The sequence below is a fragment of the Pseudacidovorax sp. genome (assembly GCF_017991995.1).
GTDB lineage: Bacteria > Pseudomonadota > Gammaproteobacteria > Burkholderiales > Burkholderiaceae_C > Xenophilus.
The window spans coordinates 109,840-134,883 of record NZ_JAGOPN010000020.1 but is presented as its reverse complement, the minus strand read 5'-3'; the positions used below and the strand labels follow the sequence as shown (position 1 = coordinate 134,883).

General features: G+C 71.4%; 25 protein-coding genes. 18 read left to right on the top strand and 7 right to left on the bottom strand.

Annotated features, from left to right (window positions below; translation table 11 throughout):
* From KBC94_RS23740 to KBC94_RS23715, 6 genes are all read left to right on the top strand, one after another.
* The coding region (locus KBC94_RS23740; protein WP_294376125.1) for a hypothetical protein at positions 1-284 on the top strand (284 nt) is incomplete at its 5' end.
* Between the two features lie 428 nt (positions 285-712).
* Positions 713-2,614, top strand: a complete 1,902-nt coding sequence (locus tag KBC94_RS23735) for an ATP-binding cassette domain-containing protein (protein ID WP_294376122.1) — start codon at positions 713-715, stop codon at positions 2,612-2,614.
* A gap of 171 nt (positions 2,615-2,785) precedes the next feature.
* Positions 2,786-4,546, top strand: coding sequence for a phosphatidylserine/phosphatidylglycerophosphate/cardiolipin synthase family protein (locus KBC94_RS23730; protein WP_294376120.1), 1,761 nt, complete (start codon positions 2,786-2,788; stop codon positions 4,544-4,546).
* A gap of 169 nt (positions 4,547-4,715) precedes the next feature.
* Positions 4,716-5,972, top strand: a complete 1,257-nt coding sequence (locus KBC94_RS23725; protein ID WP_294376117.1) for a serine hydrolase — start codon at positions 4,716-4,718, stop codon at positions 5,970-5,972.
* Entirely contained in the window at positions 5,902-6,954 is a 1,053-nt protein-coding gene (locus KBC94_RS23720) for a serine hydrolase (RefSeq protein WP_294376116.1), read from the top strand. The genes KBC94_RS23725 and KBC94_RS23720 overlap by 71 nt, the downstream gene beginning before the upstream one ends.
* Before the next feature lie 54 nt (positions 6,955-7,008).
* A complete protein-coding gene (locus KBC94_RS23715) occupies positions 7,009-7,725 on the top strand; it encodes an MgtC/SapB family protein (RefSeq protein WP_294376114.1) in 717 nt (238 codons plus the stop codon).
* Here the strand turns inward: KBC94_RS23715 and KBC94_RS23710 are convergent, their stop codons facing one another.
* On the bottom strand, positions 7,726-9,159 hold the full coding sequence (locus tag KBC94_RS23710; protein WP_294376112.1) for a PLP-dependent aminotransferase family protein: 1,434 nt from the start codon (positions 9,157-9,159) through the stop codon (positions 7,726-7,728). It abuts the gene before it with no gap.
* 92 nt (positions 9,160-9,251) lie between these two features.
* Here KBC94_RS23710 and KBC94_RS23705 point away from each other — a divergent pair, with 92 nt between their 5' ends.
* The 10 genes from KBC94_RS23705 (at position 9,252) to KBC94_RS23660 (ending at position 17,847) form a co-directional block, all read left to right on the top strand.
* Entirely contained in the window at positions 9,252-9,851 is a 600-nt protein-coding gene (locus KBC94_RS23705; RefSeq protein ID WP_294376108.1) for a LysE family transporter, read from the top strand.
* Positions 9,848-10,789 (top strand): DMT family transporter, encoded by a 942-nt coding sequence (locus tag KBC94_RS23700; protein ID WP_294376106.1) that lies wholly within the window; start codon positions 9,848-9,850, stop codon positions 10,787-10,789. The genes KBC94_RS23705 and KBC94_RS23700 overlap by 4 nt, the downstream gene beginning before the upstream one ends.
* Before the next feature lie 67 nt (positions 10,790-10,856).
* The gene (locus KBC94_RS23695) at positions 10,857-12,071 is read left to right on the top strand and encodes a PLP-dependent aminotransferase family protein (RefSeq protein ID WP_294376103.1); all 1,215 of its coding nucleotides are present in this window, start codon (positions 10,857-10,859) and stop codon (positions 12,069-12,071) included.
* A gap of 22 nt (positions 12,072-12,093) precedes the next feature.
* Positions 12,094-12,711, top strand: a complete 618-nt coding sequence (locus tag KBC94_RS23690) for a DJ-1/PfpI family protein (RefSeq protein WP_294376100.1) — start codon at positions 12,094-12,096, stop codon at positions 12,709-12,711.
* 17 nt (positions 12,712-12,728) lie between these two features.
* Positions 12,729-13,367 carry a LysE family translocator gene (locus KBC94_RS23685; protein ID WP_294376097.1) on the top strand — a complete coding sequence of 213 codons (639 nt, stop codon included), beginning with the start codon at positions 12,729-12,731 and terminating at the stop codon, positions 13,365-13,367.
* Between the two features lie 37 nt (positions 13,368-13,404).
* Positions 13,405-14,253, top strand: a complete 849-nt coding sequence (locus KBC94_RS23680; protein ID WP_294376094.1) for a PhzF family phenazine biosynthesis protein — start codon at positions 13,405-13,407, stop codon at positions 14,251-14,253.
* 25 nt (positions 14,254-14,278) lie between these two features.
* On the top strand, positions 14,279-14,920 hold the full coding sequence (locus KBC94_RS23675) for a glutathione S-transferase (protein WP_294376091.1): 642 nt from the start codon (positions 14,279-14,281) through the stop codon (positions 14,918-14,920).
* 106 nt (positions 14,921-15,026) lie between these two features.
* On the top strand, positions 15,027-15,977 hold the full coding sequence (locus KBC94_RS23670; protein ID WP_294376089.1) for a PhzF family phenazine biosynthesis protein: 951 nt from the start codon (positions 15,027-15,029) through the stop codon (positions 15,975-15,977).
* 89 nt (positions 15,978-16,066) lie between these two features.
* Positions 16,067-17,050, top strand: coding sequence for a threonine dehydratase (locus tag KBC94_RS23665; protein ID WP_294376086.1), 984 nt, complete (start codon positions 16,067-16,069; stop codon positions 17,048-17,050).
* Positions 17,051-17,172: 122 nt separating this feature from the next.
* A complete protein-coding gene (locus KBC94_RS23660) occupies positions 17,173-17,847 on the top strand; it encodes a histidine phosphatase family protein (RefSeq protein WP_294376084.1) in 675 nt (224 codons plus the stop codon).
* Here KBC94_RS23660 and cutA read toward each other — a convergent pair whose 3' ends face one another.
* The 3 genes from cutA to KBC94_RS23645 are packed head-to-tail and all read right to left on the bottom strand — an operon-like array spanning position 17,848 to position 20,182.
* Positions 17,848-18,183, bottom strand: coding sequence for a divalent-cation tolerance protein CutA (gene cutA / locus KBC94_RS23655; protein ID WP_234197889.1), 336 nt, complete (start codon positions 18,181-18,183; stop codon positions 17,848-17,850).
* Between the two features lie 4 nt (positions 18,184-18,187).
* Positions 18,188-18,439 (bottom strand): GlsB/YeaQ/YmgE family stress response membrane protein, encoded by a 252-nt coding sequence (locus KBC94_RS23650; protein WP_294376081.1) that lies wholly within the window; start codon positions 18,437-18,439, stop codon positions 18,188-18,190.
* Between the two features lie 48 nt (positions 18,440-18,487).
* Entirely contained in the window at positions 18,488-20,182 is a 1,695-nt protein-coding gene (locus tag KBC94_RS23645; RefSeq protein WP_294376079.1) for a response regulator, read from the bottom strand.
* 208 nt (positions 20,183-20,390) lie between these two features.
* Between KBC94_RS23645 and KBC94_RS23640 the strand changes: the two genes are divergently transcribed.
* Positions 20,391-21,011 (top strand): YbhB/YbcL family Raf kinase inhibitor-like protein, encoded by a 621-nt coding sequence (locus tag KBC94_RS23640; RefSeq protein ID WP_294376076.1) that lies wholly within the window; start codon positions 20,391-20,393, stop codon positions 21,009-21,011.
* A gap of 80 nt (positions 21,012-21,091) precedes the next feature.
* On the opposite strand, the gene KBC94_RS23635 is transcribed toward KBC94_RS23640, so the two are convergent.
* Positions 21,092-21,931: a creatininase family protein gene (locus KBC94_RS23635; protein ID WP_294376074.1), complete on the bottom strand. Its 840-nt coding sequence runs from the start codon at positions 21,929-21,931 to the stop codon at positions 21,092-21,094.
* Entirely contained in the window at positions 21,928-22,914 is a 987-nt protein-coding gene (locus KBC94_RS23630) for a LysR family transcriptional regulator (protein ID WP_294376072.1), read from the bottom strand. Before KBC94_RS23630 ends, KBC94_RS23635 begins: the two co-directional genes overlap by 4 nt.
* A 92-nt stretch (positions 22,915-23,006) precedes the next feature.
* Between KBC94_RS23630 and KBC94_RS23625 the strand changes: the two genes are divergently transcribed.
* Positions 23,007-24,017 (top strand): zinc-binding alcohol dehydrogenase family protein, encoded by a 1,011-nt coding sequence (locus tag KBC94_RS23625; RefSeq protein WP_294376069.1) that lies wholly within the window; start codon positions 23,007-23,009, stop codon positions 24,015-24,017.
* Positions 24,018-24,075: 58 nt separating this feature from the next.
* Here the strand turns inward: KBC94_RS23625 and KBC94_RS23620 are convergent, their stop codons facing one another.
* Positions 24,076-24,951 (bottom strand): isocitrate lyase/PEP mutase family protein, encoded by an 876-nt coding sequence (locus tag KBC94_RS23620; protein WP_294376067.1) that lies wholly within the window; start codon positions 24,949-24,951, stop codon positions 24,076-24,078.
* Positions 24,952-25,044 lie beyond the last annotated feature (93 nt).

Genomic DNA, 25,044 nt, shown 5'->3' with positions numbered 1-25,044 from the left:
ACACGCTTTTTTCTAAAAGCGCAACTTCTTTTTTTACTCAGAAGCCGCCGCCACTCTCTCAAACCCCTCACCAGCCAAACTCAGCAACCAAAGGCTACGTATCAGTCAGCGAGCCCGCCAGTATACGGCGCTGGCTGACAAAGATGCAAGCCCCGTCTGACAAGAAATCGCATTTCACCTCGGATGCCCGGTGCGTGGCTGATGGCTTCAGCTTCGCCCCGGAGCTTGGAGGCTCTTTCTGGATGGTCTTAGTTGGCGGACGGGTTGGGCAGCCGAGCCCGTGACCCACACTCGCAGCGCTTGGCATCCTGCGCGTATGCCCGCGCCACGCAGCTGACGCGGCGCTGCGCGCCGGCCGTGCGTACGTGAGCAGGGGGATGAACAATCTCTTTTCGGGCCCGTTCTTCGTCAAAGTGCGTCGCCTGCTCCCGCGTGGCGCCGCCGTGCAGGGCAAGTGAAAAACACATGGTGCCCAAGTCTCGTGGGCGTGCTGCCCGCTGTCGCCACTAGCTGCCGCTGCGCCATCCTGCGTAACGCGCAAAGTGGGCGGCCTACTGGGTACCTGTGTAGAGAGAATCACGAGGGATGGATAAAGCGCCTCCGGCGGCTCAAAGGTGAGCGGGCTCTGCATTCAGTCCACTCCGTGCGCCCGAGACACCTTGTGCCCCGGCCACCGGGCAACGCTGCGGCACGCTTCGATAATCTGCGCCCAATGGCACTTATCACCTTACTGGACGCACAGCTGGCCTTCGGCCATGTGCCGCTTCTCGACCACGCCGATTTCTCGCTGCAGGCCCAGGAGCGCGTCGGCCTGATCGGCCGCAACGGCGCGGGCAAGTCGTCCCTGCTCAAGATCCTCGGTGGTCTGGAGAAGACCGACGACGGCACGATGCAGGTGCAGCAGGGGCTGCGCGTGGCCTATGTGGCCCAGGAGCCAGTGCTCGACGCAGGGCACAGCGTGTTCGATTCCGTCAGCGATGGACTCGCAGAGATCGTCGCACTGCGCGCCCGCTACCTGGCTGGCGGCGAGGGCGATGACCTGGACGCGCTGCAGTCACAGATCGAGGCGCAGGCGGGCTGGAACTGGGAGCAGCGCGTCGACGAGACCCTGCACCGCCTGAACCTCGCGCCGGACGCGCGCATCGGCGCGCTCTCCGGCGGCATGCGCAAGCGCGTCGCCCTGGCCCAGGCCCTGGTGGCGGCGCCCGATGTGCTGCTGCTCGACGAGCCGACCAACCACCTGGACCTCGAAGCCATCGAGTGGCTCGAACAGCTGCTGCTCGCCTTCAAGGGCAGCGTGGTCACCATCACCCACGACCGCGCCTTCCTCGACGCAGTGGCCACGCGCATCGTCGAGCTGGACCGCGGCCAGTTGCGCAGCTACCCAGGCAACTTCGCGCGCTACCAGGTACAGAAGGAAGAGCAGCTCGCCCAGGAAGCCGTGATCAACGCCAAGGCCGACAAGCTTCTTGCGCAGGAAGAGGTGTGGATCCGCAAAGGCGTCGAAGCCCGCCGCACGCGCAGCCAGAGCCGCATCGGCCGACTGGAGACGCTGCGCAGCCGCCGTGCCAGTCGGCGCGAGGCGCTGGGGCGCGTCAAGATGGATGTGGCCAGCGGCCTGCCCAGCGGCAAGATCGTGGCCGAGCTCACCGAGGTGACCAAGCGCTACGGCGAGCGCACCGTGGTGCGCGACTTCTCCGCCACCATCCTGCGCGGCGACAAGGTGGGGCTGATCGGCCCCAACGGTGCCGGGAAGACCACGCTGCTCAAGCTGATCCTGGGCGAGATCGCGCCCGACGCGGGCCGCCTGCGCCAGGGCGCCAATCTGGAGGTCGCCTATTTCGACCAGATGCGCGACGCACTGGACCTGGACGCGACGCTGGAGGACTTCATCAGCCCCGGCAGCGAATGGATCGAGGTCGGCAAGCAGCGCAAGCACGTCAAGAGCTACCTGTCGGACTTTCTCTTCTCCCCGGCCCGCTCGCAGTCCCCCGTGCGCTCGCTGAGCGGCGGCGAGCGCAATCGGTTGCTCCTGGCGCGCCTGTTCGCGCGGCCCGCCAACGTGCTCGTGCTGGACGAGCCGACCAACGACCTGGACATCGACACCCTCGAACTGCTCGAAGAGCTGCTGCAGGACTATGAAGGCACCGTCTTTCTGGTGAGCCATGACCGCGCCTTCCTGGACAACGTGGTGACGAGCACCATCGCCGCGGAGGGCGATGGCCGCTGGCGTGAGTACGAAGGTGGCGTGCAGGATTGGCTGATCCAGTCGCGGCGCGCGCGCGAAATCGCGGCCGCATCGGCCGCCGCGACAACGTCGAGCGACCCCGCGGCGGCGCCAGCCACGGCAACGCCGCCTGTCGCCGACGCCACCACTGCGGCCCCGCGCCGCAAGCTCAGCTACAAGGAGCAGCGCGAACTCGACGCGCTGCCCGCGCGCATTGCGGCCCTGGAAGCCGAGCAGAAGACGGTGCAGACCGAACTCGAACGCGGCGGCGGCGCCATCTACGGCACCGACCCCGGCCGGGGCGCCCAGTTGGCGCAACGCTTCGCGCAGATCGAGGAAGAACTGCTGGAAGCGCTGGAGCGCTGGGAAGTGCTCGAGGCCCGCTGAGCGCCGGAGGCCGCGCCCAGGGCGCCAGAAGCGGCGAGAGCACGTCCCGCCACGTTGCGCAAAGCGCCTCAGAAAAAGGCGCCTTCCGTCGCGCGAAGCGCCCCCTTGTCCGACACGGCGACGCACCACCCCGGGCTATACCGCGGGCACCATGCCTGCCAGCCCCGTGCAATGCCACCTTCACTGACCCTCCGTCGCCGGACATTGCGCCGCGGCGCCGGTGCCGCCCTGCTCGCTGCGGCCGCCCTGCTGGGCGCCACCGTGGGGGGCTGCACCAGCCTGCCGGAGAACGTGAACCGGCCCGTGTCGCAGGCCCTGCCACCGGCGACGGACGGCCCGCTCGCCGCGTTCATCCAGCAGAACGGGTCGGACAAGCCGGCCACCTCTGTCGCCGCGCCGCGCACCACCTCCGGCTTCATGCTCATCGACGGCCCGCAGGCCGCCTATTCCAGCCGGCTCGCCCTCGCCGAGCAGGCCCAGCGCAGTCTGGACCTGCAGTACTACGCGATCCACGCCGACGCCAGCACCGGTCGCCTGATGCGTGCCGTGCAGGACGCCGCCGGGCGCGGCGTGCGGGTGCGCATCCTGATCGACGACTTCCACAGCGCGGGCCGCAATGCGCTGGTGCTGGGCCTGGCGGATACGCCCAACGTGCAGATCCGGCTGTTCAACCCGCTCGCCGGCGCTCGCGCCTCGTCCATCGGCCGCGTCGTCGTCTCCTTGGGCGACATAGGCCGCATCCAGCAGCGCATGCACAACAAGCTCTTCATCGCGGACAACACGCTGGGCATCACCGGCGGGCGCAACCTGGGCGATGCCTACTTCGGCCTGGGCGGCGACGCCGGCAACTTCGTCGACCTGGACGTGCTGGCCGCCGGCCCCATCGTGCAGCAGATGTCCAAGAGCTTCGACCAGTACTGGAACGACGAGCGCGCCTATCCCGTCGAGTCGCTGGTGGACCGCAAGGAGATGGACCGCATCCGCGAGAAGGCCGCCGAAAGCGGGCGCTCGGGCGCCAGCGGGGGCGCGCAAGGTGCGCCCTCCCCGCCCGACGGAGAGCCGCGCCCGGATGCGCAAAGCGCTGCCGCCTTCGGCGACAGCAAGGCTGCCCAGCGCCCGGGCTGGGACGAACAGCCCATGGACCTGAAGACAGTGAAGTTCACGTGGGCGCCCGCGCTGCTGCTGGTCGACCGGCCCGGCAAGATCCCTGCCGACGAGCAGGCCAAGGAAGGCCCCGCGCCGGCCAAGCCCGACGCGCCGCACGGCGAGATGCCGGCAGGCGAGACGGTGGTCGAGGGCGTGCTGCCCCTGATCGCCCAGGCCAGGCAGGACCTGGTCATCGTCTCGCCCTACTTCGTGCCGGGCAAGGAGATCCGCAACGCCTTCGCCAAGGCCCGCGAGCGGGGCGTGCGCGTCCGCGTGCTGACCAACTCGCTGGCGTCCAACGATGCGCCGGTGGCCCATGTGGGCTATGCGCGCCACCGCACCGACCTGCTGGACATGGGCGTGGAGCTCTACGAGATGCGCGCCGACCAGGCCGGCCTGCGCCAGGCGCTGGGCACGGGCAGCGGCGTGACGGGCGGCATGGGCGAATCCAAGGCCATGCTGCATTCCAAGTTCATCGTGCGCGACGGCCGACTGCTGGCCATCGGCTCGATGAACCTCGACCTGCGATCGCAGAAGCAGAACACCGAGATCGCGCTGGTGATACGCAGCCCCGAGCTGTCCGCCGAGGCCGCGTCCATCGTCGAGAAGAGCCTCAAGGAAGGCGCCTGGAAGGTGGAACGCGATCCGTCGGCCGGCGGCGCACTCGTCTGGCGGGCGCCGGCCGGCAGCGGCCTGCAGGATGCCCACACGGAGCCCGACACCAGCGCAAGCCTGCGCGCCTTGCTGTGGCTGATCGGCCCCCTCGCGCCCGACTCGATGTTGTGACCTGTCGCCAATGCCCGCGCCCGTCCAGTCGGCGCGGCGGGCCAGGCCCCCCTTTCCGGCGCGGGTCGACCAGCTCGCTCGCCACGCAGACCACCCTTGCCAACGCATTACGGCTTCCGACTTCCGCCACCGACTTCCCACCGCAACCTTCGCGCAACCCGACGACCCGATGCGCCCTTCCGTCCTCCATCGCCTGTGCCGCCTCATGCGCCTGCCCGGTGCTCCGGCCTTTTTGCTTTCGCTGTGTGCAGCCGCGACCGCCCAGGTGCAGCCGCTCGCGCCGGCGCCCGTCACCGTGCCCGGCACGCCGTCCCACGTGACGCCGGTGCCGTCGGTCGTGCCGGCACTGCCTCCGACGTCGAGCACGGGCGCGGACTGGCGGGCCCGCATGGCCAGCGCCATGCAGCAACTGGACGGAGGGCCACAGACCGGCATCGGCGTGTACGTGCTGGACCTGGGCAGCGGCCAGTCCTTCGGCCACCGGGCGGACGAGCGCTGGTACCTGGCCTCCATGGTCAAGGTGCCGGTGGCCATCGCCGTGCTGCAGGCGGTCGAGCGCGGCGAGATCTCGCTGGACACCACCGTCACCCTGAGGGCGGGCGACCGGGTGGACGGCGCGGGCGCCACGCTGCGTCAGCCATTGGGCGCGTCGCTCAGCGTGCGCTGGCTCATGGGCCAGATGATCATCTACAGCGACAACACGGCCACCGACATGCTGATCGACCTGGTCGGGCTGCAGGCTGTGAACGGCGTGGCGCAAACGCTGGCGCCGCGTGGCATTGCACGCATCACGCCGCTGGCCGAGGTGCGGCGCCAGGTCTATGGCCAGCTCACGCCCGCGGCCAGCCACCTGTCGGGCAACGACCTGCTGACCCTGCACCGCGCCGGCAGCGACGCGGCGCGGCGCCGCCAGCTCGCCGAACTGCTGGCCCTGTCACCCGGCCAGCTCAAGGCCGGCTCCCTCGAGGCCGCCTACGACGCCTACTACACCGAAGGCCTCAACAGCGGCCGTCTGGATGCCTATGCCCAGATCCTCGTCGCCCTCGCCGAGGGTCGCGCGCTGGGCGCCGAGGCCACGCAGACGCTGCTCAAGCTGATGGAAGACGTCGTCACCGGCCCGCAGCGGCTGCGGGCCGGGCTGCCGCCGCAGGCGCGCTTCGCCCACAAGACCGGCACCCAGCGCCGCCGCATCTGCGATGCCGGCCTGGTGCGCATGCCTGGCTCAGACGCCCGGCACCCGGTGGTGCTGGTGGCCTGCGTCCGCGACGCACCCAGCCTGACCCGCGCCGAACATCTTCTGGCCCAGACGGCCGCCGCCCTGTGCCGATCCGGATTGCTCACGCAAGGAACCCTCGATGCGCCCACCTGCCCTGCTTTCATGCCTGACGATCGCCACGGCGCTGCTGCTGCCGGCCTGGCGCGCTGAGGCCGCCGAAGACGGCGCCTGGCAGCAACGCCTGGCCGAGCGCATCGCGCGCATCGACCAGCAGACGCCCGGGCGCCTGGGCGTCTACGTCAAGCGCCTGTCGGACGGCAGCGAGATGAACCATGGCGCCGACCAGCGCTGGTACCTGGCTTCCATGGCCAAGGTGCCGGTCGCGCTGGCCGTGCTGCGTCAGGTGCAGGACGGCCGCCGCTCGCTGGACGACGAACTGGCGCTGGAAGACGGCGACCGCATCGACGTGGGCAACATCGTCTGGAACGAGACCGGCACCCGCTACAGCCTGCGCACGCTGATCGAACGCATGCTGCTGGAAAGCGACAACACGGCCGCCAACATGCTGATCCGCACCGTGACCGTGCAGACGCTCAACGACGGCACGCGCCAGGCCATGGGCACGCCCAACGTCACGCTGACCACCTTCGCGCAGGTGCGGCGCGACGTGTATGCCGAGGTGCACCCGAAGGCGCGCGACCTGGACAACCGCACGCTGGTGCGCATCGCCTCGGCCCGCAACGGGCCAGCGCGTGTGGAGGCCATCCGCCGCGCCGTCGACGTGAAGCGCACCGACCTCGCCACCACCGGCATGGACGAGGCCTACGAGCGCTACTACCGCCGCGACCTGAACACCACCACGCTGATCGCCTATGGCGCCATGCTGGAGCGGCTGGTGCGCGGCCAGGTGCTGCCCGACGCGCCGCCGCGAGCGCTGCTCTACAAGGCGATGAAGCACGGCATCTACACCGGCTACCGGCTGCAGGCCGGCCTGCCGCGCGACCATGCCTTCATCCACAAGACCGGCACCCAGCACCGCCGGGCCTGTCATGCCGGCGTGCTGGACCCGGACGACCTGCAGAAGGCGCTGGTGATCGTGGCCTGCACGGCCGACCTGGACGAGCAGAAGCAGGCCAGGCCGGTGCTGGAATCGGTGGGGCGTGCGATCCGGCAGGTGGCGCTGGGCAGCTGAGCGCCGCCGTCACAGGGATGGTGGATGATGCGCGCCCACGCGCCGCGTCATCCCATGCAAGCCATCCAGAACTTCAACCTTCCTTCCCTGCTCGACACGCTCGTGAGCATCGGCTCGGCCTTCCTGCTGGGCGGCATGATCGGGCTGGAGCGGCAGATCCGGCAGCGCACCGCCGGCCTGCGCACCAACACGCTGGTGGCCGTGGGCGCCGCGGTGTTCGTGGACATGGCCAACCGCCTGCATGGCAGCGACGGCGCCGTGCATGTGGTCGCCTATGTGGTCTCGGGCATCGGCTTCCTGGGCGCGGGCGCGATCATGAAGGAAGGCGCCAACATCAGCGGGCTCAACACGGCGGCCACGCTATGGGGCTCGGCCGCGGTGGGCGCCTGCGCGGGGGCCGACCTGCTGGGCGAGGCCGTCGTCGCAGCCCTGTTCGTGCTGGCCAGCAACACGCTGCTGCGGCCGGTGGTCAACCGCATCAACCGTCAGCCGGTGGTGGAGGAGATCACCGAGGCCGCGTATTCGGTCTACGTGATCTGCGCCCGCGCCGTGCAGGCGCAGATGCGCGAGGAACTGGTGGAGCGCCTGGCCGCCGCCAGCTACCCGGTGCGCGAGATCGACCAGCATCCCTTCGGCCAGGGCGATGCGGAGATCGAGGCGGTGCTCTATGCGACGGCAGTGGAGGCGGACGAGCTGGACCGGGTCACGCAGGCGCTGGAGGCGCTGCCGGGCGTTCACCAGGCCTTCTGGAGCGCCAGCGCCGAAGACTGATCAGCGCATCGCGTCCCGCGTGCGGCCAAAGGCCTTCCAGAAGCCGGCGTCCTGCGCGGTGGCGAAGTTGATGCGCATCAGCGTGGTGGGCTGCCGACGCGCGTGGAACAGCGAGCCGGGCGCGAGCAGGTAGCCCTGGTCCAGCATGCGCTGGGTGAGCGTGTCGGTGTCCACGCCCGTGTCCAGCCAGCCGAACAGGCCCGCGGGCTCCGAGGCCAGCGTGCAGCCATGGGCCAGCGCCAGCTTGACGGCGCGGCCGCGGGCACCATCCAGCCGCAGGCGGATGCGCTCCACGTGGCGGCGCAGCTGGCCCTGGTCGATGCACCAGGCCAGCGCCCGCTCGAACAGGGCCGGCGTGGTCAGCGTGGCCAGCAGCTTGGTCTCCAGCAGCCGCTCCACCAGCGGCGGCGCGGCCGCCAGGAAACCGATGCGCCAGTTGGGCGCCAGCACCTTGGCGAAGCCGCTCACGTAGATCACGCGCTGCAGGCCGTCGAGCACGGCCAGCCGGGTCGCGTGCTCGGGCGCAAGGTGGCCGTAGGTGTCGTCCTCGACGATATGGAAGTCGTGCTGCGCCGCCAGCTGCAGCACCCGGTGCGCGCTGCCTGGCGACAGGCAGTGGCCCGTGGGGTTGTGCAGCACGCTCACGCTGACGAACAGCTTGGGCGCATGGACCTCGCAGTAGCGCTGCATCACGGCCAGGTCGGGCCCGTCGGCGCGGCGCGGCACGGGCAGCACGCGCATGCCCAAAGCTTCGAGCCGGGCGAATTCGACCGCCCAGCCGGGCTCCTCGACCATCACCGGATCGCCGGCGCGCAGCAGCGTGCGGCTGACGATGTCCAGCGCATGGGTGGCACCCACGGTGCTGACGATCTGCGATGGCGTCACCGGCAGCTGCAGGCCGGCCAGCTTCTGCGCCAGGCTGGCGCGCAGCGTGGCGTCGCCGGCCGGATCGCCGTACTGCAGCGAGAACTCGCGCAGCGCGGCCGGGCCGGTCACCCGACGCACGGCGGCGGGCATGAAGCTGCTGTCCAGCCAGTCGGGCGGCAGCACGCCCATGCCGGGCTGCGGCTTGTCGCTCTGACGGTGGAACATGCCGCGGATCAGGGTGCTGGCGTCGGCCGGGGCGGCAGGCGCTGCAGCCAGCACGGTGGCGACGGGCGCGACGGGCACCGCGCGGGCCCCAGGCTCGGCGCGGTCGGCCGCCTCGGCCTGCCGCACGAAGAAGCCGCGTTGGCGGCGAGCCTCCACCAGTCCCTGCGCCAGCAGCTGGTCGTAGGCGGCGACCACGGTGTGCGGGCTCACGCTGTGCTGGCGGGCACATTCGCGCACCGACGGCAGCCGCGCGCCGGGCGCCAGCAGGCGGTTGCGGATGCGCTCGGCAAACAGCGCGGCCAACTGCTCGGTGAGGGTCTGGCTGTGGGTGCGGGTGAGCATGTGTGCTGGTGCGCCCACCAATACAGATGGGCCTGATTGTTCGCAAAACTGTATTGCTTCTGTACTGGCGCCAAAGTGTAGAGTGGCCCTCCATGACCTGGCAAGAATTCACCGCGCTGCTGGTGCTGGCCTCGGCGATGAGCTTCTCGCCGGGCCCCAACACCACGCTCTCGACCACGCTGGCCGCCAATGGCGGCCTGCCGCGGGCCATGCGCTTCGTCTGCGCGGTGCCGGTGGGCTGGAGCCTCTTGCTGTTGCTGACGGCGGCCGGCCTGGGTGCGCTGGTGACCGCCGCGCCCGCGGTGCGCGTGGCTGTCAAGGCCGCGGGCATTGCCTACCTGCTGTGGATGGCCTGGCGCCTGTGGGGCGCAGACCGGATGGCGCAGGCCTCGGCCGCGCAATTGCAGGTGGGTTTCTGGCAGGGCGTGGGCCTGCAGTTCGTCAACATCAAGGCCTGGCTGCTGGCCCTGGCCATCGTGGCGGGCTGGGTGAGCGGGCAGGCGCAGCCGATGGTGCGCACGGGCATCGTGACGGGCGTGATGATCCTCTTCGCGCTCGCGAGCAACCTGGCCTATGCGGCTGCCGGCGCGCTGCTGCGCGGCTGGCTGGCGCAGGGTCGGCGACTGCTGATGTTCAACCGCGCGATGGCGCTGCTGCTCGTGCTGACGGCGGCGTGGATGGTGAAGGCATGAGCACGAGCACGCATGCCCGCGACCAGCGCCTGGGCCTGTGGCTCGGCATCCTGGGCGTGGCCGTGTTCGGCATCACGCTGCCGGCCACCCGCCTGGCCACGGGCACGGCCGAGGCGCCGCAGCTCTCGCCCTGGTTCGTGACCCTGGGCCGCGCGGCGCTGGCGGGGCTGCTGTCGGCCGCCTTCCTGCTGGTCACCCGCTCGCCACTGCCGCAGCGCCAGCACTGGCGACCGCTGGCCTTCGCCACGCTGGGCAATGCCCTGGGCTATCCGCTGCTGCTGGCGCTGGCCCTGCGTACAGTCACGGCCGGCCATGCGGCCGTGGTCACGGCCCTGCTGCCGCTGGTGACCGCCGTGATCGCCGCGATGGTGCTGCGCCAGCGGGCGCACTGGGGTTTCTGGCTGTGCGCGGTGGCCGGCAGCGCGCTGGTGATCGTGTTCTCGCTGCTGCGCGCCTCGCCGCAGGGCGGCTTCGGCCTCGACCCGGCCGACCTGCTGCTGGTGGGCGGCGTGGTCGCGGCCTCGGCGGGCTACATCTACGGCGCGCAGGTCACACCGGCACTGGGTGCGGAGCGCGTGATCTGCTGGGTCTGCGTGCTGGCGTTGCCGGTGACGCTGCCGGCCACCTTCCTTCTGTGGCCCACGGCGCCTGTCGCGCCGGTCGCGTGGGGTGGCCTGGTGTACCTGGGCGTGTTCTCCATGTGGGCGGGCTTCTTCGCCTGGTACCGTGGCCTGGCGCTGGGCGGCGCGCTGCGCGTGAGCCAGGCGCAGCTGCTGCAGCCCTTCTTCTCGATCCTGGCGGCGGTGCCCATCCTGGGCGAGCGCATCGATGCCATGACACTGGGCTTCGCCCTCGCCGTGGTGGCGACGGTGCTGCTCGGCAAGAAGCTCGCCCAGCCGCCCGCGGCGGCGCGCCCCGTCACCGACCGACCCCTCTGACCCTTTTGCAAGACCCTGCCCCGCCCCCGCGAGGCCTGGCACACGACAACCCGACAAGGAGCACCCCATGACGACCTGGAAACTCGCCGCCCGCGCCGAGAAGATGAACCCCTCCGCCATCCGCGAGATCCTCAAGGTGACGGAACGGCCCAACGTGATCAGCCTGGCCGGCGGCCTGCCCTCGCCCAAGACCTTCCCGGTGACGGAGTTCGCCGCCGCCTGCGCCGAGGTGCTGGCCACCGACGGCCAGGGTGCGCTGCAGTACGCGGCCAGCGAGGGCTATGCGCCGCTGCGCCAGGCCGTGGCCGACATGCTGCCCTGGGACGTGGAGGCCGACCAGGTGCTGATCACCACCGGCTCGCAGCAGGGCCTGGACCTGATCGCCAAGGTGCTGATCGACCCGCAAGCCAAGGTGCTGGTGGAGACGCCCACCTACCTCGGCGCGCTGCAGGCCTTCAGCCCCATGGAGCCGCAGGCCGTCAGCGTGGCCAGCGATGCCGAAGGCGTGCTGCCCGAGGACCTGAGCGCCAAGGCCGCCGGCGCCCGCTTCATCTACCTGCTGCCCAACTTCCAGAACCCCACCGGCCGCACCATGAGCGAGGCGCGCCGCGCCGCCGTCTCGGCCGCCGCCCAGGCCGCGGGCCTGCCCATCATCGAAGACAACCCCTACGGCGAGCTGTGGTTCGACGAGGCGCCGCCGCTGCCGCTGACGGCGCGCAACCCCGAGGGCTGCATCTACCTGGGCTCCTTCTCCAAGGTGCTGGCGCCGGGCCTGCGGCTGGGCTTCCTGGTGGCGCCCAAGGCGCTGTACCCCAAGCTGCTGCAGGCCAAGCAGGCCGTGGACCTGCACACGCCCATTTTCACGCAGCGCATGGTGAGCACCGTGATGCAGGGCGGCTTCCTGGAGCGGCATGTGCCCAAGATCCGCGCGCTCTACAAGGCGCAGCGCGACGCGATGGTGGACGCCCTGCAGCGCGAGATGAAGGGCCTGGACGTCGAGTTCAACGTGCCCAAGGGCGGCATGTTCCTGTGGCTGCGCATGCCAGAGGGCATCGACGCGACGGCGCTGCTGGCCCAGGCCGTGGAGCGCAACGTGGCCTTCGTCCCCGGCTCGCCCTTCTATGCCGGTGAGCCCGATCCGCGCACGCTGCGCCTGTCCTTCGTGACTGCCACCGAGCAGCAGATCGCGACCGCCATCGCCGCCCTGGCCGAGACGGTGCGCGAGGCACTGGCCCACCGCGCCGCGGCGCAGGTGCAGCAGCAACTGGCCGCCGCCCACTGACGCCGTCGCCGGGGCCAGAACCATGCACACCGCCATCCTCACCTTCGACGGTTTCAACGAGCTCGACTCGCTGATCGCCCTGGGCGTGCTCAACCGCATCAAGCGGCCCGGCTGGCGCGTCACGCTGGCCGCGCCCACGGCGCGCGTCACGTCGATGAACGGCGTCACGCTGGAGGCCACCGCCTCGCTGGAAGAAGCCGCCCAGGCCGACGCCGTGCTGGTGGGCAGCGGCATCCGCACGCGCGAGGTGGTGGCCGATGCGGCGCTGATGGCGCAGCTGCGGCTCGACCCGGCGCGCCAGCTCATCGGCGCCCAGTGCTCCGGCACGCTGGTGCTGGCGCGCCTGGGCCTGCTGGGCACAGTGCCCGCCTGCACCGACCTCACGACCAAGCCCTGGGTCCAGGAGGCCGGCGTGCGCGTGCTCGACCAGCCCTTCTTTGCCGACGGCAACGTCGCCACGGCCGGCGGCTGCCTGGCCTCGCCCTACCTGGCCGCCTGGCTGATCGCGCGCAGCGAAGGCATCGCCGCGGCCCGCTCAGCGCTGCACTACGTCGCGCCCGTCGGCGAGAAGGACGACTACGTGGCCCGCGCGATGGCGGCCGTCGCGCCTTACCTGCCGGCGGCTGCGACGCCCGCCTGATCAACGGACACGCACCCATGATCGCTGGCACCACCCTGGGCCTCTTCCTGCTGGCCGTGCTTGCGCTGCTGGCCTCGCCGGGGCCGAACATGGCCTTCATCCTGGCGCAGGGTGCGGCGCACGGGCCACGCGGCGCATTCGCGGGCGCCGTTGGCATCGCCCTGGCAGACCTGGTGCTCGCGCTGGCGGCCGCCAGCGGCGTGGCCGCGCTGTTGGCTGCATGGGCCCCGGCCTTCGACCTGCTGCGCTGGGCGGGTGCGGCCTACCTGGTGTGGCTGGGCGTGCAGGCCCTGCGCGCCGGCTCCGGTGCGGCAGCAGCACAAGGTGCCGGACCCAGGCGCGGCCTGCACATCGCACGCATGGGCTTCTTCCATACGCTGATGAATCCCAAGGCGCTGCTCTTCTTCGTCGTCTTCCTGCCGCAGTTCGCGCATCCCGACCGGGGGCCGGTCGGCGTGCAGATGGTGCAGCTCGGCGCCGTGATGGCGGTCGTCTCGCTGGCCTTCAACACCTCGCTGGGCAGCGCCGCGGGCCTGGTGGCGCGGCGCATGGCCGCAGGCGAAGGCAGTGCACGCCTGCGCCAGCGGCTGCTGGCCAGCGTGATGTTCGGCCTAGCGCTGCGGCTGCTGGTGATGGCGCGCCCTGCCGTGGCCTGATCGCGCTTCCCCGGCGCACTTCCAAGCTCTAGACACCATGAATGTCCAGCACATCGCCGCCTTCTCCGACGGCCCACGCGGCGGCAACCCGGCGGGCGTCGTGATCGGCGACAGCCTGCCCGACGACGGGCAGATGCAGCAACTCGCCACGACGCTCGGCTATTCCGAAACCGTGTTCGCCGCGCCGATGGCGGACGGCACCTGGCGGGTGCGCTACTTCTCTCCGGCGGCCGAGGTGCCTTTCTGCGGCCACGCCACCATCGCCCTGGGTGCCGCACTGGCGCGAGCGTACGGCGACGGAACGTTCGCGCTCACGCTCAACGCCGCGCGGATCACGGTGGAGGGAAGCCGCGACCGCCCATCGGCTGCCGGCCTCATGCAGGCCGCGCTGCAGTCGCCGCCCACGCGCAGCCAGCCCCTCGACGCAGCCTGGAAGGCCGAGGCCCTCGCGCTGTTCGACCTGACTGAGCCCGACCTGGACCCGCGCCTTCCCCCGGCCGTGATCCACGGCGGCGCCGACCACTTTCTGCTGGCCCTGCGGGACCGGGCCCGGCTGGCCGCCATGCACTACGACTTCGAGTCCGGTCGCGAACTGATGCAGCGCGCAGGCCTGGCGACGATCGTGCTGGCGCATGCCGAAAGCCCCCAGCGCTTCCATGTGCGCAATCCCTTCGCAGGCGGTGGCGTCTACGAAGACCCGGCCACCGGCGCCGCTGCCGCCGCGCTGGGCGGCTACCTGCGCGACCGGCGCTGGCCGCATGGCGGCACCATCGCCATCACGCAGGGCGAGGACATGGGCGTGCTCTGCCGCCTGCAGGCGGATATCGCTCACACGCCTGGCGCTTCGATCCGCGTGCGCGGCACCGCCCGCATGATGACCCCCTGACCCGCTTCGACAAGGAAACCGACCCATGCTCAATCTCTGGGGCCGCATCAGCTCGATCAACGTGCGCAAGGTGGTGTGGTGTGCGCAGGAACTCGGCCTGGACTTCCAGCGCACCGAGGCCGGCGGTGCCCACGGCCTGGTGCACACGCCCGAGTACCTGGCGATGAATCCCAATGCGCTGGTGCCGCTGCTGCAGGACGGCGAGGGCGACGCCCGCTTCGTGCTGTGGGAAAGCAACGTCATCGTGCGCTACCTCTGCGCCCGCCATTCGCACGGACTCATGTATCCCGAGCCGCTGGAGGCGCGCTTCGACGCCGAACGCTGGATGGACTGGCAGCAGACCACGCTCAACCCCGCGGGCCGCGATGCCTTTGTGCAACTGGTGCGCGTGCCGGCCGCCGAGCGCGATGTGCAGGCCGTCGCCGCCTCCATCGCCGCGACCGAGCCGCTGATGGCCATGCTGGATGCCCACCTGGCCGGCCGCGACTTCATGACCGGCGAGCGCTTCACCATGGCCGACATCCCGGTCGCCTGCGAAGTGCATCGCTGGTTCGGCCTGCCGCCGGCCGAGTACCGCCGCCCGGCCTGGCCGAACTTGGAGCGCTGGTTCGATGCGCTGCGCACCCGGCCGGCCGCCCTCGGCGTGCTGGATCTGGCGCTGGCCTGATCCGCCGCGGGCCCGCCCGCGACACCTGGCGCCCGACCAGCGCCCGCAGGCGCCCCGGCGCCGCCCCCTCCGCTTCCTCCTTCATTTCCGCTTCCCGAGTCCCGCCATGAGAACCCGCCCCTTCCGCCAGCCCGACGTCTTCACCGACACGCCCACCCGCGGCAATCCGGTCGCCGTGGTGCTGGACGGCCAGGACCTGGACGACGAGGCCATGCAGCGCTTCGCGCGCTGGACCAACCTGTCGGAAACCACCTTCGTGCTGCCGCCCACCGCCGAAGGCGCCGCCGGCGGTGCGGACTACCGGGTGCGCATCTTCACGCCCGGCGGCGAGCTGCCCTTCGCCGGCCACCCCACCCTGGGCACCTGCCGCGCCTGGCTGGCCCACGGCGGCCGGCCACGGCGAGCCGGTGGCATCGTGCAGGAATGCGCCATCGGCCTGGTGCCGATCCGCGTCGAGGGCGAACGCCTGGCCTTCGCCGCGCCGCCGCTGCAGCGCAGCGCGCCCAGCCCCATGCTGCTGTCCAAGGTGGCCGCGGCCCTGGGCCTGAAGGCCTCGCAGATCGAGGCGGCGCAGTGCCTCAACAATGGGCCGGTCTGGCTGGGCCTGCTGCTGGACAGCCCCGACACCGTGCTGGCGCTGCGGCCGGATCACGCGGCGCTCAAGGCGCTGGGCCAGAAGGTGGGCGTGGCGGCACGCACGGACGCCCAGGATGCCGGCGCACCACCGCTCATCGGCCGCGCCAACCGCGAGGCCCGCGCCTTCGGGGCGCGCAGCAGCACGGCGGCCGCCGCAGCAGTGGCCGCGCCGTCGGTCGATCTGGAGGTGCGCGGCTTCGCCGCCCCCATCGGCGTGGAGGAAGACCCGGTGACCGGCAGCCTCAACGCCAGCCTGGCGCAGTGGCTCATCGCCGATGGCCTGATGCCGACGCGCTACGTCGCCGGCCAGGGCCAGTGCCTGGGCCGTGACGGCCGGGTGCATGTGGCGCAGGACGCCTCGGGCCAGATCTGGATCGGCGGCGACGTGGCCGACTGCATCGAGGGCCAGGTGCTGCTCTGACCCCAGCCCGCACCGGCCTCATCCGCACCTTCCGGGCGCCCGACCGCCTTCTGCTCCGGCCTGTTCGCCCGCACCTTCGAGGATCCCCCATGCGCTTCACGCCCGACGACATCGCGGCCGCACTGGCCACCGTGCGCAGCGCCCTGCCTCCCACGCCGCAGTACCGCTGGCCGCTGATCGAGCAGGCGCTGGGCACCGAGACCTGGATCAAGCACGAGAACCACACGCCCGTGGGCGCCTTCAAGGTGCGCGGCGGGCTGACCTATTTCGAGGAACTGCGCCGCACCCAGCCCGCGGTACGGCATGTGATCAGCGCCACGCGCGGCAACCATGGCCAGTCGGTCGGCTTCGCGGCCCGGCGCCACGGCCTGCAGGCCACCATCGTGGTGCCGCACGGCAACTCGGTCGAGAAGAACGCCGCCATGCGCGCCCTGGGCGTGGAGCTGGTCGAGCACGGCGACGACTTCCAGGCCGCCGCCGACCATGCGGCCGCGCTGGCGGCGCAGCACGGGCTGCACCGCATCCCCTCCTTCCACCGCGACCTGGTGCGCGGCGTGGCCACGGCCTACGTGGAATTCTTCGAGGCGACGAAGGCGGCCGGCGGCGCGCCGGACGTGCTCTTCGTGCCGATCGGGCTGGGCTCGGGCTTCGCCGGTGCCGCGGCGGCACGGGCCCACTGCGGCGTGTCCACGCGGCTGGTGGGCGTGGTGTCCGCGCATGCGGACGCCTGCCTGCAATCCTGGCGCAGCGGCACGCTGGTGGAATCGCCCGCCACCACGCGCATCGCCGACGGCATGGCCTGCCGCACGCCGGTGGCCGAGTCGGTGGCCGTCGTGCGCGCGCAGGCCGAGGACGTGGTGGCCGTCACCGACGACGAGGTGGCTGGCGCGATGCGCCTGCTCTACACCGCCACGCACAACGTGGCCGAAGGCGCCGGCGCCGCCGCGCTGGCCGCGGCGCTGCAGCAGCGGGGCCGCTGGGCAGGCCAGCGCATCGGGCTGGCGCTGACCGGCGGCAATGTGGATGCGCCCCTGTTCGCCGAGGTGCTGACTGCGGGCGCCAACGAGGGCTGAGGATTGCCTCCCTCTCCCGCAAGGGGAGAGGGAGCGAGGCCGGGTCACCGAAGCGACGGCCACCGCGCATACCGTCCCACGCGCGACAAGCGCCGCCGGCCCGCTTTGGACAATCGCCCGCCATGGGAACGCTCTACCTCGTGCGCCACGGCCAGGCCTCCTTCGGCTCCGACGACTACGACCGCCTCAGCGAACTCGGCCACCGCCAGGCCGAGCGGCTGGGCGAATACTGGCGCGAGCGCGGCATGCGCTTCGATGCCGTCATCACCGGCACCCTGCGCCGCCACCGCGAGACCTGGGAAGGCATCACCCGCGGCATGCAGCTGCCGCCGCAGGACGTGCTGCCCTGGCCGGGCCTGAACGAATACGACAGCGAGGCGGTGGTCGCCACCATCCATCCGGAGAAGCTGCCCAAGGCCGACACGCCCGAGCTGTACAAGGCCCATTTCCGCCTGCTGCGCCAGGGCCTGGCCGCCTGGATGAACGGGCAGGCAGCGCCCGTGGGCATGCCGAGCTATGTGGACTTCCTGGCGGGCGTGACGACCGCGCTGGACCATGTGCGCGACCGCCACCATGGCGCGAAGGTGCTGGTGGTGAGCAGCGGCGGGCCGATCTCGACGGCAGTGGGCCATGTGCTGGGCACCTCGCCCGAGACCACCATCGAGCTGAACCTGCGCATCCGCAACACGGCGGTCACCGAATTCGCATTCACGCCCAAGCGGCACATGCTGGTGACCTACAACACGCTGCCGCACCTGGACGGCCCCGCGTACGAGAAGTGGGTGACGTACGCCTGATCAGGCAGCGGCAGGCGGCTCGGCCGTGGCCTCGGCCAGCCAGCGCAGATAGGCCGGCGAGCCGGCCGTGATGGGCAACTGCACCACCTCGGGCACGGCATAGCTGTGCCGCTCCTGGATCAGCGCCTGCAGTGCCTCGAAGCGGCCCGCGCGCGTCTTGCAGATCAGCAGCCACTCGGGCTCGCGGCGGGTCTCGCCTTCCCAGCGGTAGACGCTGCGCACCCGCTGGATCTGCACGCAGGCCGCCAGGCCCGCCTCGACCATCGCGCCGGCCAGGTCCTCGGCCTCTTCTTCGGTGCCGGCCGTGGTCATCACCACGCATGCGGTGTCGGTCATGGCTTCAGCGGCGGCGGCCGGCCACCATGCCCCAGACGAACAGCAGGACGACGGCACCGATCACCGAGGCGATGAAGCCGGCCGGCTGCCCCACCGTGTACCAACCCATCGCCTGGCCCAGGTAGGTGGCGATGAAGGAGCCCACGATGCCGATCAGCGTGGTGACGATGAAGCCCGCCGAGTCGTCGCCCGGCTTGATGGCGCGCGCCACGAGGCCGACGATGAAGCCGATGAGGATGGTGCCGATGATGCCCATGGTGATCTCCTTGAAGGGGTTGGAAAGGAAGGAAGGGAAACGGGTGTCTCAGTGCAGGGTACCGGGATTGCCGCCCGCCGCTGCGGGCGCCAACGCCTGGGCCACGCAGGCCGCGAGCGCAGAGATCTCGAAGGGCTTGATGAGGATGGACTGCGTGCCCAGCACACGCCCCACCTGCGCCATGTCCGCATAGCCGGTGGCCAGCACCACGGGCACGGCGCCCACGCGTTCGCGCGCATGCACGATGAACTCGGCGCCGGTCATGCCCGGCATGGCGTAGTCCACCACCATCAGGTCGGGCCTGGGCTGGGCGCCCAGCACCTCCAGCCCCTGGCGCCCGTCGGCCGCCTGCGTGACCCGGCAGCCCAGCAGGGACAGGCTGTCGGCGATGACGCGGCGGACCTCGGCGTCGTCCTCGACCACGAGCACCGAGCGGCCGGCGGCCAGGGCCTGGACCTCGGCCTCGGGCGGCGGCGGCGCGTCGGCGGCCGGGACGGCCGCGGCGGGAAAGAGCAGGTCCACCCGGGTGCCGTGGCCTTCCACACTGTCGATGGCGGCCTCGCCCCCCGATTGCCGGGCGAAGCCATACACCTGGCTCAGGCCCAGGCCGCTGCCGCTGCCCAGGGGCTTGGTGGTGAAGAAGGGGTCGAAGACCTGACCGAGCACGCCGGCCGGGATGCCGGCGCCGGTGTCCTGCACCTGCACGGCCACATAGTCGCCGGCGGGCAGGCCGCCCGCAGCCTCACGCTGCACATGCCCGGTGCGCACCGTGAGCACGCCGCCGGCCGTCATGGCCTCGCGCGCGTTCACGGCCAGGTTGATCAGCGCCATCTCCAGCTGGCTGGCGTCCAGTACGGCCCAGCAGGGTGCCGGGTCGAGCGCCAGCTCCACCCGGACGGCCGAGCCGACCGAGACGGCGATCAGCTCGCGCATGCCCTCGATCAGCGCATTCACGTCCGACAGCCGCGGCAGCAGCGACTGCTTGCGCGAGAAGGACAGCAACTGACTGGTCAGGCGCGCACCCTTGGCCACGGCGCCGCGGGCGCGTCCGCTGATCTCCTGCACCTTGGCCTCCTTGGAGATGCGGCCGAGCAGGTCCAGGTTCATCTGCACCACGTGCAGCAGGTTGTTGAAATCGTGGGCGATGCCGCCGGTGAGCCGGCCGACGGCTTCCATCTTCTGCGCCTGCAGCAGCGCGGCCTGCGCGCGCTCGCGCTCGCCGATCTCGGCCATCAGCCGGTCATTGGCGCCGGCCAGCTCGCGCGTGCGCTCGGCGATGCGCGTCTCCAGCCCGGCGTTCAGGCGCTGTACCTCGGCGCGTGCCGCCTCCAGCTGTTCGATCTGCTGGCGCATCGTGTACTGGCGGTGGCGCTGGCGCACGGCGGCGTGGACCGCGCGCGTCAACGTCTCGTCGCAGGCGGGATGGTCGACCACCACCACATTGCCGAGCTCACGCAGCCGTGCCATCGCCTCGGGCGTATGGCCGTCCTGACTCATCAGCACGACGAAGGGAAAGTCCGACCATGCCGGCTGGGCCGACAGCCAAGTTTGCAGCGTCGCTTCGGGCAGCAGGGACAGGGAAGGGCCGGTCAGCAGGGCGGCGGCAGCGCCTTCCTGCAGATGCGTCATGAGCACCGCCAGCGAAGGACAGGCCACGGCGTTGAGCCCCAGGCCGCGCGCGATGCGGGCCAGCATGTCGGCGTCCGCCGCCTCCGGCGCATGGATGAGAACGCGGCGCTCCATGGCTCAGCGTGTGGCCACCGCCACAGGATCGACGACACACACGGCAGGGCAGCAGGACATGAAGGCAGGAAAACCGGACAACGAAAAACCAACGCGACCGTGCGTCGCTCGGGACAGCACAACCGTCGCAATGTAGGGAGGGCGTCCGGCGGCGCGTGTCGCTCGAAGTCCTACATCCGTGTGGGCCAGTTGCGCCTACCTTGGCGCCATGCTCGAAAAACTTCCTGGGGCCATCGGCCAGGCGCTGGCCGGCGTACGCGCCGGCCTGGACGACATCGTCTTCAACACGGTGGGCCTGCGCGCGGGCCACGGCACGCTGCAGCTGAGCAGCCTGGCCTTCGGGGACCATGCGCCGATTCCGCAGCGCTACACCGCCGATGGCGAGGGGCTCTCCCCGCCGCTGGCCTGGACCGGCGTGCCGGCCGGCGTGGCAGAGCTGGTGTTGATCGTGGAAGACGCCGATTCCCCCACGCCGCATCCGCTGGTGCACGCCATCGCGGTGGATCTGCCGCCCGAGGACGGCCACCTGGCCGAAGGCGCCTGGCCCAGCCCGGACCACGAGGGCGCGGGCCTGCATGCCGGCCGAAACTCCTACCTGCAGGCCGCCTGGCTGCCCCCCGATCCGCCGCCGGGCCATGGGCCGCACCGCTATGCCTTCCAGCTCTATGCCCTGGCCGAAGGCGAGGCGTTGGGCGAGACGCCCGGCCGCGACGCGCTGGTGGAGGCCATCCAGGCGCGCGCCGTCGCCAGCGGCCTGCTGATCGGCACCTACGAGCGGGGCGACGGCAGCATTCCGGTGGGAGACGCGCCGGCCGTGGCCGCCGGCTGAACAGGCAGCCGCTGGGCAGCGGTGCCCCGCTTGGAAATCGGCTGGGACGGCCACCCTCGATAGGCCGACACCCGGATGACTCAGCGCCGCGGCGGATCGGCGCCCAGCGTGGACAGCGGCAGGCGCGACACCTCTTCCAACGCCTGCGCCAGCCCCCGCGCCGCGGCGTCGAGCAGCGCGCGGCCCTGCGCCTCGGTGGCGGCCGCGGCATTGCCGGCCGCGCCTTCGGCGTGGTAGTCCTGCATCGCCCAGCCCAGCTTGGCGCTGCGGCCATTGCCGAGGATGGCGTAGTCCCGTGCCCGCTCGCGCGAGGTGGAGGGGAAGTCCTTGACGGCCTCGCGCCGCACCTGCTGCGGCGCCAGCGCCAACATCAACGCCGTCTCGAACTCGCCCGCATGCACATCGAAGCGGTCCGGCACCAGCGCCTGGCCGGTTGCGGCATCCGTCAGCGGCAGGTTGAACCAGCTCAGGCTGTAGACGATCAGGTCGTGCGCCTCGCGCAGCTCGCGCGCGGCGATGTCCATCGCACCGGTGTGGCCGCCATGGGCATTGAAAAGCACCAGCTTGCGCACGCCGGCGCGGGCGACGCCGGCACCGATCTCCTTCCACAGACGCAGCACCGTCTCCGACGACAGGGTGAGCGTGCCGGCGAATCGGGCATGTTCGGGACTCAGGCCCACGGGCAGGGTGGGCAGGAAGAGCACAGGCAGTTCCGGCGGCAGCAGCGGCAGCGCGGCCTGCACGATGCCGTCGGCGATGACGGTGTCCACGCCCAGCGGCAGATGCGGGCCGTGCTGCTCGGTGGCGCCCAGCGGCAGCACCGCCACGGTGGTGGCCGGGTCCAGCGTGGCGAAGTCGCGGGTGCCGAGTTCGGCCCAGAAGCGGGGGAGCGTCGGCGGCATGGCGGGCTTGGCGGTCATGCGGCGATGTTAGGCCGGCCTGCCGCCCTGCCGGCCCCGGCCGCCACACCGCCCCCGGCGTTGGCGATGCCGGCGGGATCGTCGGCCAGCCACTGCGCCAGCCAGTCGGCCAGAAAGTCCACCAGCGCCCGCACCCGCGCGGGCACGAAGCGGTTGCTGGGCAGCAGGGCATGCAGCGGATAGGCCTCCGTGTCCCAGTCGGGCAGCAGCCGCACCAGGGCGCCGCTGTCCAGGTCGGCCCGCACGTCCAGGTAGGACTTGAAGGTGATGCCCACGCCGGCGACCGCCCATTCGCGCGCCAGCGAGGCGTCGTCGGCATGGCGGTCGCCATCGATGCGCACCGCCACCCACTGGCCGCCCTGGCCGAAGCGCCACTCGCGCTGGCGTCGGCCACCGCGGTGGAAGCTCAGGCAGTTGTGTTGCACCAGGTCCTGGGGCAGGCGCGGTGTACCGCGCCGCTGCAGGTAGGCGGGCGCGGCGCAGAGCACGGGCCGGGTCTGCGCCAGCGGGCGCGCCACCAGCCGCGAATCGGCCAGCGGACCGTAGCGCAGGGCCAGGTCCACCTCGTCGCGCATCACGTCCAGCGGCCGGTCACCCACCGACAGCGCCAGTTGCACGCCGGGATGCCGAGTCAGGAATTCGTCGAAGGCGGGCAGCAGCACGCGGCGCGTGAGGTCCGAGGGCGCCGCCACCCGCAGCGTGCCGACCAGCTCGCCGCGGCCGGCGGCCACCTGCGCCTCGGCCTCGGCCAGCAGCTCGAAGGCGCGGCCGGCGTAGTCCAGCAGCGTCTGGCCCTCGGCGGTGAGCCGCAGGGCCCGCGTCGAGCGCTCGAAGAGCCGCGCGCCCAGCTGCGACTCGACCCGTTTGAGCGCCGCGCTGGCCGCCGCCGGCGTCAGGCCCAGCGTGCGGCCGGCGGCACTCAGCGAGCCGCTGCGTGCCGCTTCCTGCACCAGCCGCAGGTCGGCGAGATTTTCAATTCCCATTTGAAGATGATGCCACTGGCGGGCGGCTTATCAATGCCGGACGCAGAACCTAGAGTCACGCCATCGCAACGTCCCTTCTTCGGAGAACGCCCATGAAAGCCATCGGCTACCGCCAGAACCTGCCCATCGAACAACCGGAATCGCTGATCGACCTCGATCTCCCCGAACCGCAGCCCGGCCCGCGCGACCTGCGCGTGCGGGTGGCCGCCATCTCGGTGAACCCCGTCGACACCAAGGTGCGCCGCCTTGCCGCGCCCGAGGCCGGCCAGGCCCGCGTGCTCGGCTGGGACGCCGTGGGCACGGTCGATGCCGTCGGCAGCGACGTCACCGGCTTCGCGCCCGGTGACCGGGTGTATTACGCCGGCTCCATCGTGCGGCCGGGTGCCAACAGCGAACTGCACCTGGTGGACGAGCGCATCGCCGCCCGTGCGCCCGCCACGCTCGGCGATGCCGAGGCCGCGGCCCTGCCACTCACGGCCATCACGGCCTGGGAGCTGCTGTTCGACCGCCTGCAGGTGCCGCGCGGCGGCGGCGCCGGGCAGACGCTGCTCATCACCGGTGGGGCCGGCGGCGTGGGCTCGATCCTGATCCAGCTCGCGCGCCAACTGACGCAGTTGCGCGTGGTGGCCACCGCCTCGCGGCCCGAGACCCGCCAGTGGTGCCTGACGCTGGGTGCCCATGCGGTGGTCGACCACAGCCGGCCGCTCGCCGCCGAACTGAAGGCCATCGGCATCGAGGCGGTGGACCTGGTCGCCAGCCTGACGCAGACCGCCCAGCACTACGCGCAGCTGATCGAGACACTCAAGCCCCAGGGCCGCCTGGGCGTGATCGACGACATGCCGCAGCTCGACGCCATGCCGCTGAAGACCAAGGCCATCTCGCTGCACTGGGAGATGATGTTCACCCGCTCGCGCTTCGAGACGCCCGACATGGCCGAGCAGGGCGCATTGCTGGCCGAGGTGGCGCAGCTGGTCGATACAGGCCGACTGCGCACCACCCTGGGCAAGCACTACGGCCGCATCGATGCGGCCAACCTGCGCCGCGCGCATGCCTTCGTCGAAAGCGGCCAGGCACGGGGCAAGGTGGTGCTGGAAGGCTTCTGAGCCGCCGGCCCGTGGGCGGCGTGCGTGCGTGGCACGCCGGCCGGGCGCTTTGCCCGGCTCAGTCTTGCTGCTCGTAGTGCGCCTGCCGCGCCTCCATCGCCTCCCAGCCGATCACGCGCTTGAATTCGGCCATGGGCACCTGGCCGGCCGGCAGGCCGTCCACCTCGCCGCTGCGACGCGCGGCCAGCGTGGCCAGGTTGGCCTGCAGCGCATGCACCGTGCTCATCAGCGTGACGATCGGATAGGTGGCGAAGGCCGCCACCGACTCGACCTGCTCGCGCGAGAGCTTCTCCATCCACAGGCCCTGCATCAGCTGCAGCGACAGGCGTCGGCCCGACACCTCGCGCAGCTTCACCAGGTCCTCGTAGCGCTTGAAGGTGCGCGAGATCGGCTGGATGAGGTCGGCGCCCGCCTCGGCATAGCGCGCGGCGCGGTCCATGGCCTCGGCCGGGTCGAGCACATCGGTGCGCGCCACGATCAGGAAGTCCGGATCCTGCCGCGCGTCGACCGCGGCGCGGATGCGCGCCACCGCATCCTTGACCGGCACCACCGGCATCACCGAGGCAGCGGCGGGGCAGCGCTTGGGGCTGATCTGGTCCTCGATGGAGATGGCCGCCACGCCTGCCTTCTCGAACTCGCGCACGGTGCGGGCCACGTTGATCACGCTGCCGTAGCCGGTGTCGGCGTCCGCGAAGATGGGCTTCTTCACCACGTTGGCGATGCGATTGACCACCGCCACGTTCTCGGTGAGGGTGTAGACCTCCATGTCCGGCTGGCCCAGCAGCGAGGCCGAGATGCCGAAGCCGGTGGTGAAGATGCCGTCGAAGTCCGACTGGTCCACGAGCAGGGCCGACAGGGCGTCCTGCACGCCGGCCATCCAGAAGGTGGGGCCGTCGGTGATGCGTTGGCGAAGGGTCTGGCGCAGAGTGGGCACGGAGAATTCCTTGTCGAGCGTTGTTCGGATGATCGAGTGGCCGCGGAGCAGGCCATGCCAGGGCACCCGAGGAACTGGCTTTGCCAGGCCTCT

Excerpts from the sequence above, each read along its gene's own strand:
- KBC94_RS23665 (WP_294376086.1), top strand. The coding sequence starts at position 16,067 with ATGCGCTTCACGCCCGACGACATCGCGGCCGCACTGGCCACCGTGCGC.
- KBC94_RS23735 (WP_294376122.1), top strand. The coding sequence starts at position 713 with ATGGCACTTATCACCTTACTGGACGCACAGCTGGCCTTCGGCCATGTG.
- KBC94_RS23675 (WP_294376091.1), top strand. The coding sequence starts at position 14,279 with ATGCTCAATCTCTGGGGCCGCATCAGCTCGATCAACGTGCGCAAGGTG.
- KBC94_RS23690 (WP_294376100.1), top strand. The coding sequence starts at position 12,094 with ATGCACACCGCCATCCTCACCTTCGACGGTTTCAACGAGCTCGACTCG.
- KBC94_RS23730 (WP_294376120.1), top strand. The coding sequence starts at position 2,786 with ATGCCACCTTCACTGACCCTCCGTCGCCGGACATTGCGCCGCGGCGCC.
- KBC94_RS23660 (WP_294376084.1), top strand. The coding sequence starts at position 17,173 with ATGGGAACGCTCTACCTCGTGCGCCACGGCCAGGCCTCCTTCGGCTCC.
- KBC94_RS23625 (WP_294376069.1), top strand. The coding sequence starts at position 23,007 with ATGAAAGCCATCGGCTACCGCCAGAACCTGCCCATCGAACAACCGGAA.
- KBC94_RS23645 (WP_294376079.1), bottom strand. The coding sequence starts at position 20,182 with ATGGAGCGCCGCGTTCTCATCCATGCGCCGGAGGCGGCGGACGCCGAC.
- KBC94_RS23670 (WP_294376089.1), top strand. The coding sequence starts at position 15,027 with ATGAGAACCCGCCCCTTCCGCCAGCCCGACGTCTTCACCGACACGCCC.
- KBC94_RS23650 (WP_294376081.1), bottom strand. The coding sequence starts at position 18,439 with ATGGGCATCATCGGCACCATCCTCATCGGCTTCATCGTCGGCCTCGTG.
- KBC94_RS23695 (WP_294376103.1), top strand. The coding sequence starts at position 10,857 with ATGACGACCTGGAAACTCGCCGCCCGCGCCGAGAAGATGAACCCCTCC.
- KBC94_RS23640 (WP_294376076.1), top strand. The coding sequence starts at position 20,391 with ATGCTCGAAAAACTTCCTGGGGCCATCGGCCAGGCGCTGGCCGGCGTA.
- KBC94_RS23705 (WP_294376108.1), top strand. The coding sequence starts at position 9,252 with ATGACCTGGCAAGAATTCACCGCGCTGCTGGTGCTGGCCTCGGCGATG.
- KBC94_RS23715 (WP_294376114.1), top strand. The coding sequence starts at position 7,009 with ATGCAAGCCATCCAGAACTTCAACCTTCCTTCCCTGCTCGACACGCTC.
- KBC94_RS23630 (WP_294376072.1), bottom strand. The coding sequence starts at position 22,914 with ATGGGAATTGAAAATCTCGCCGACCTGCGGCTGGTGCAGGAAGCGGCA.
- KBC94_RS23720 (WP_294376116.1), top strand. The coding sequence starts at position 5,902 with ATGCGCCCACCTGCCCTGCTTTCATGCCTGACGATCGCCACGGCGCTG.
- cutA (WP_234197889.1), bottom strand. The coding sequence starts at position 18,183 with ATGACCGACACCGCATGCGTGGTGATGACCACGGCCGGCACCGAAGAA.
- KBC94_RS23725 (WP_294376117.1), top strand. The coding sequence starts at position 4,716 with ATGCGCCCTTCCGTCCTCCATCGCCTGTGCCGCCTCATGCGCCTGCCC.
- KBC94_RS23635 (WP_294376074.1), bottom strand. The coding sequence starts at position 21,931 with ATGACCGCCAAGCCCGCCATGCCGCCGACGCTCCCCCGCTTCTGGGCC.
- KBC94_RS23710 (WP_294376112.1), bottom strand. The coding sequence starts at position 9,159 with ATGCTCACCCGCACCCACAGCCAGACCCTCACCGAGCAGTTGGCCGCG.
- KBC94_RS23680 (WP_294376094.1), top strand. The coding sequence starts at position 13,405 with ATGAATGTCCAGCACATCGCCGCCTTCTCCGACGGCCCACGCGGCGGC.
- KBC94_RS23685 (WP_294376097.1), top strand. The coding sequence starts at position 12,729 with ATGATCGCTGGCACCACCCTGGGCCTCTTCCTGCTGGCCGTGCTTGCG.
- KBC94_RS23700 (WP_294376106.1), top strand. The coding sequence starts at position 9,848 with ATGAGCACGAGCACGCATGCCCGCGACCAGCGCCTGGGCCTGTGGCTC.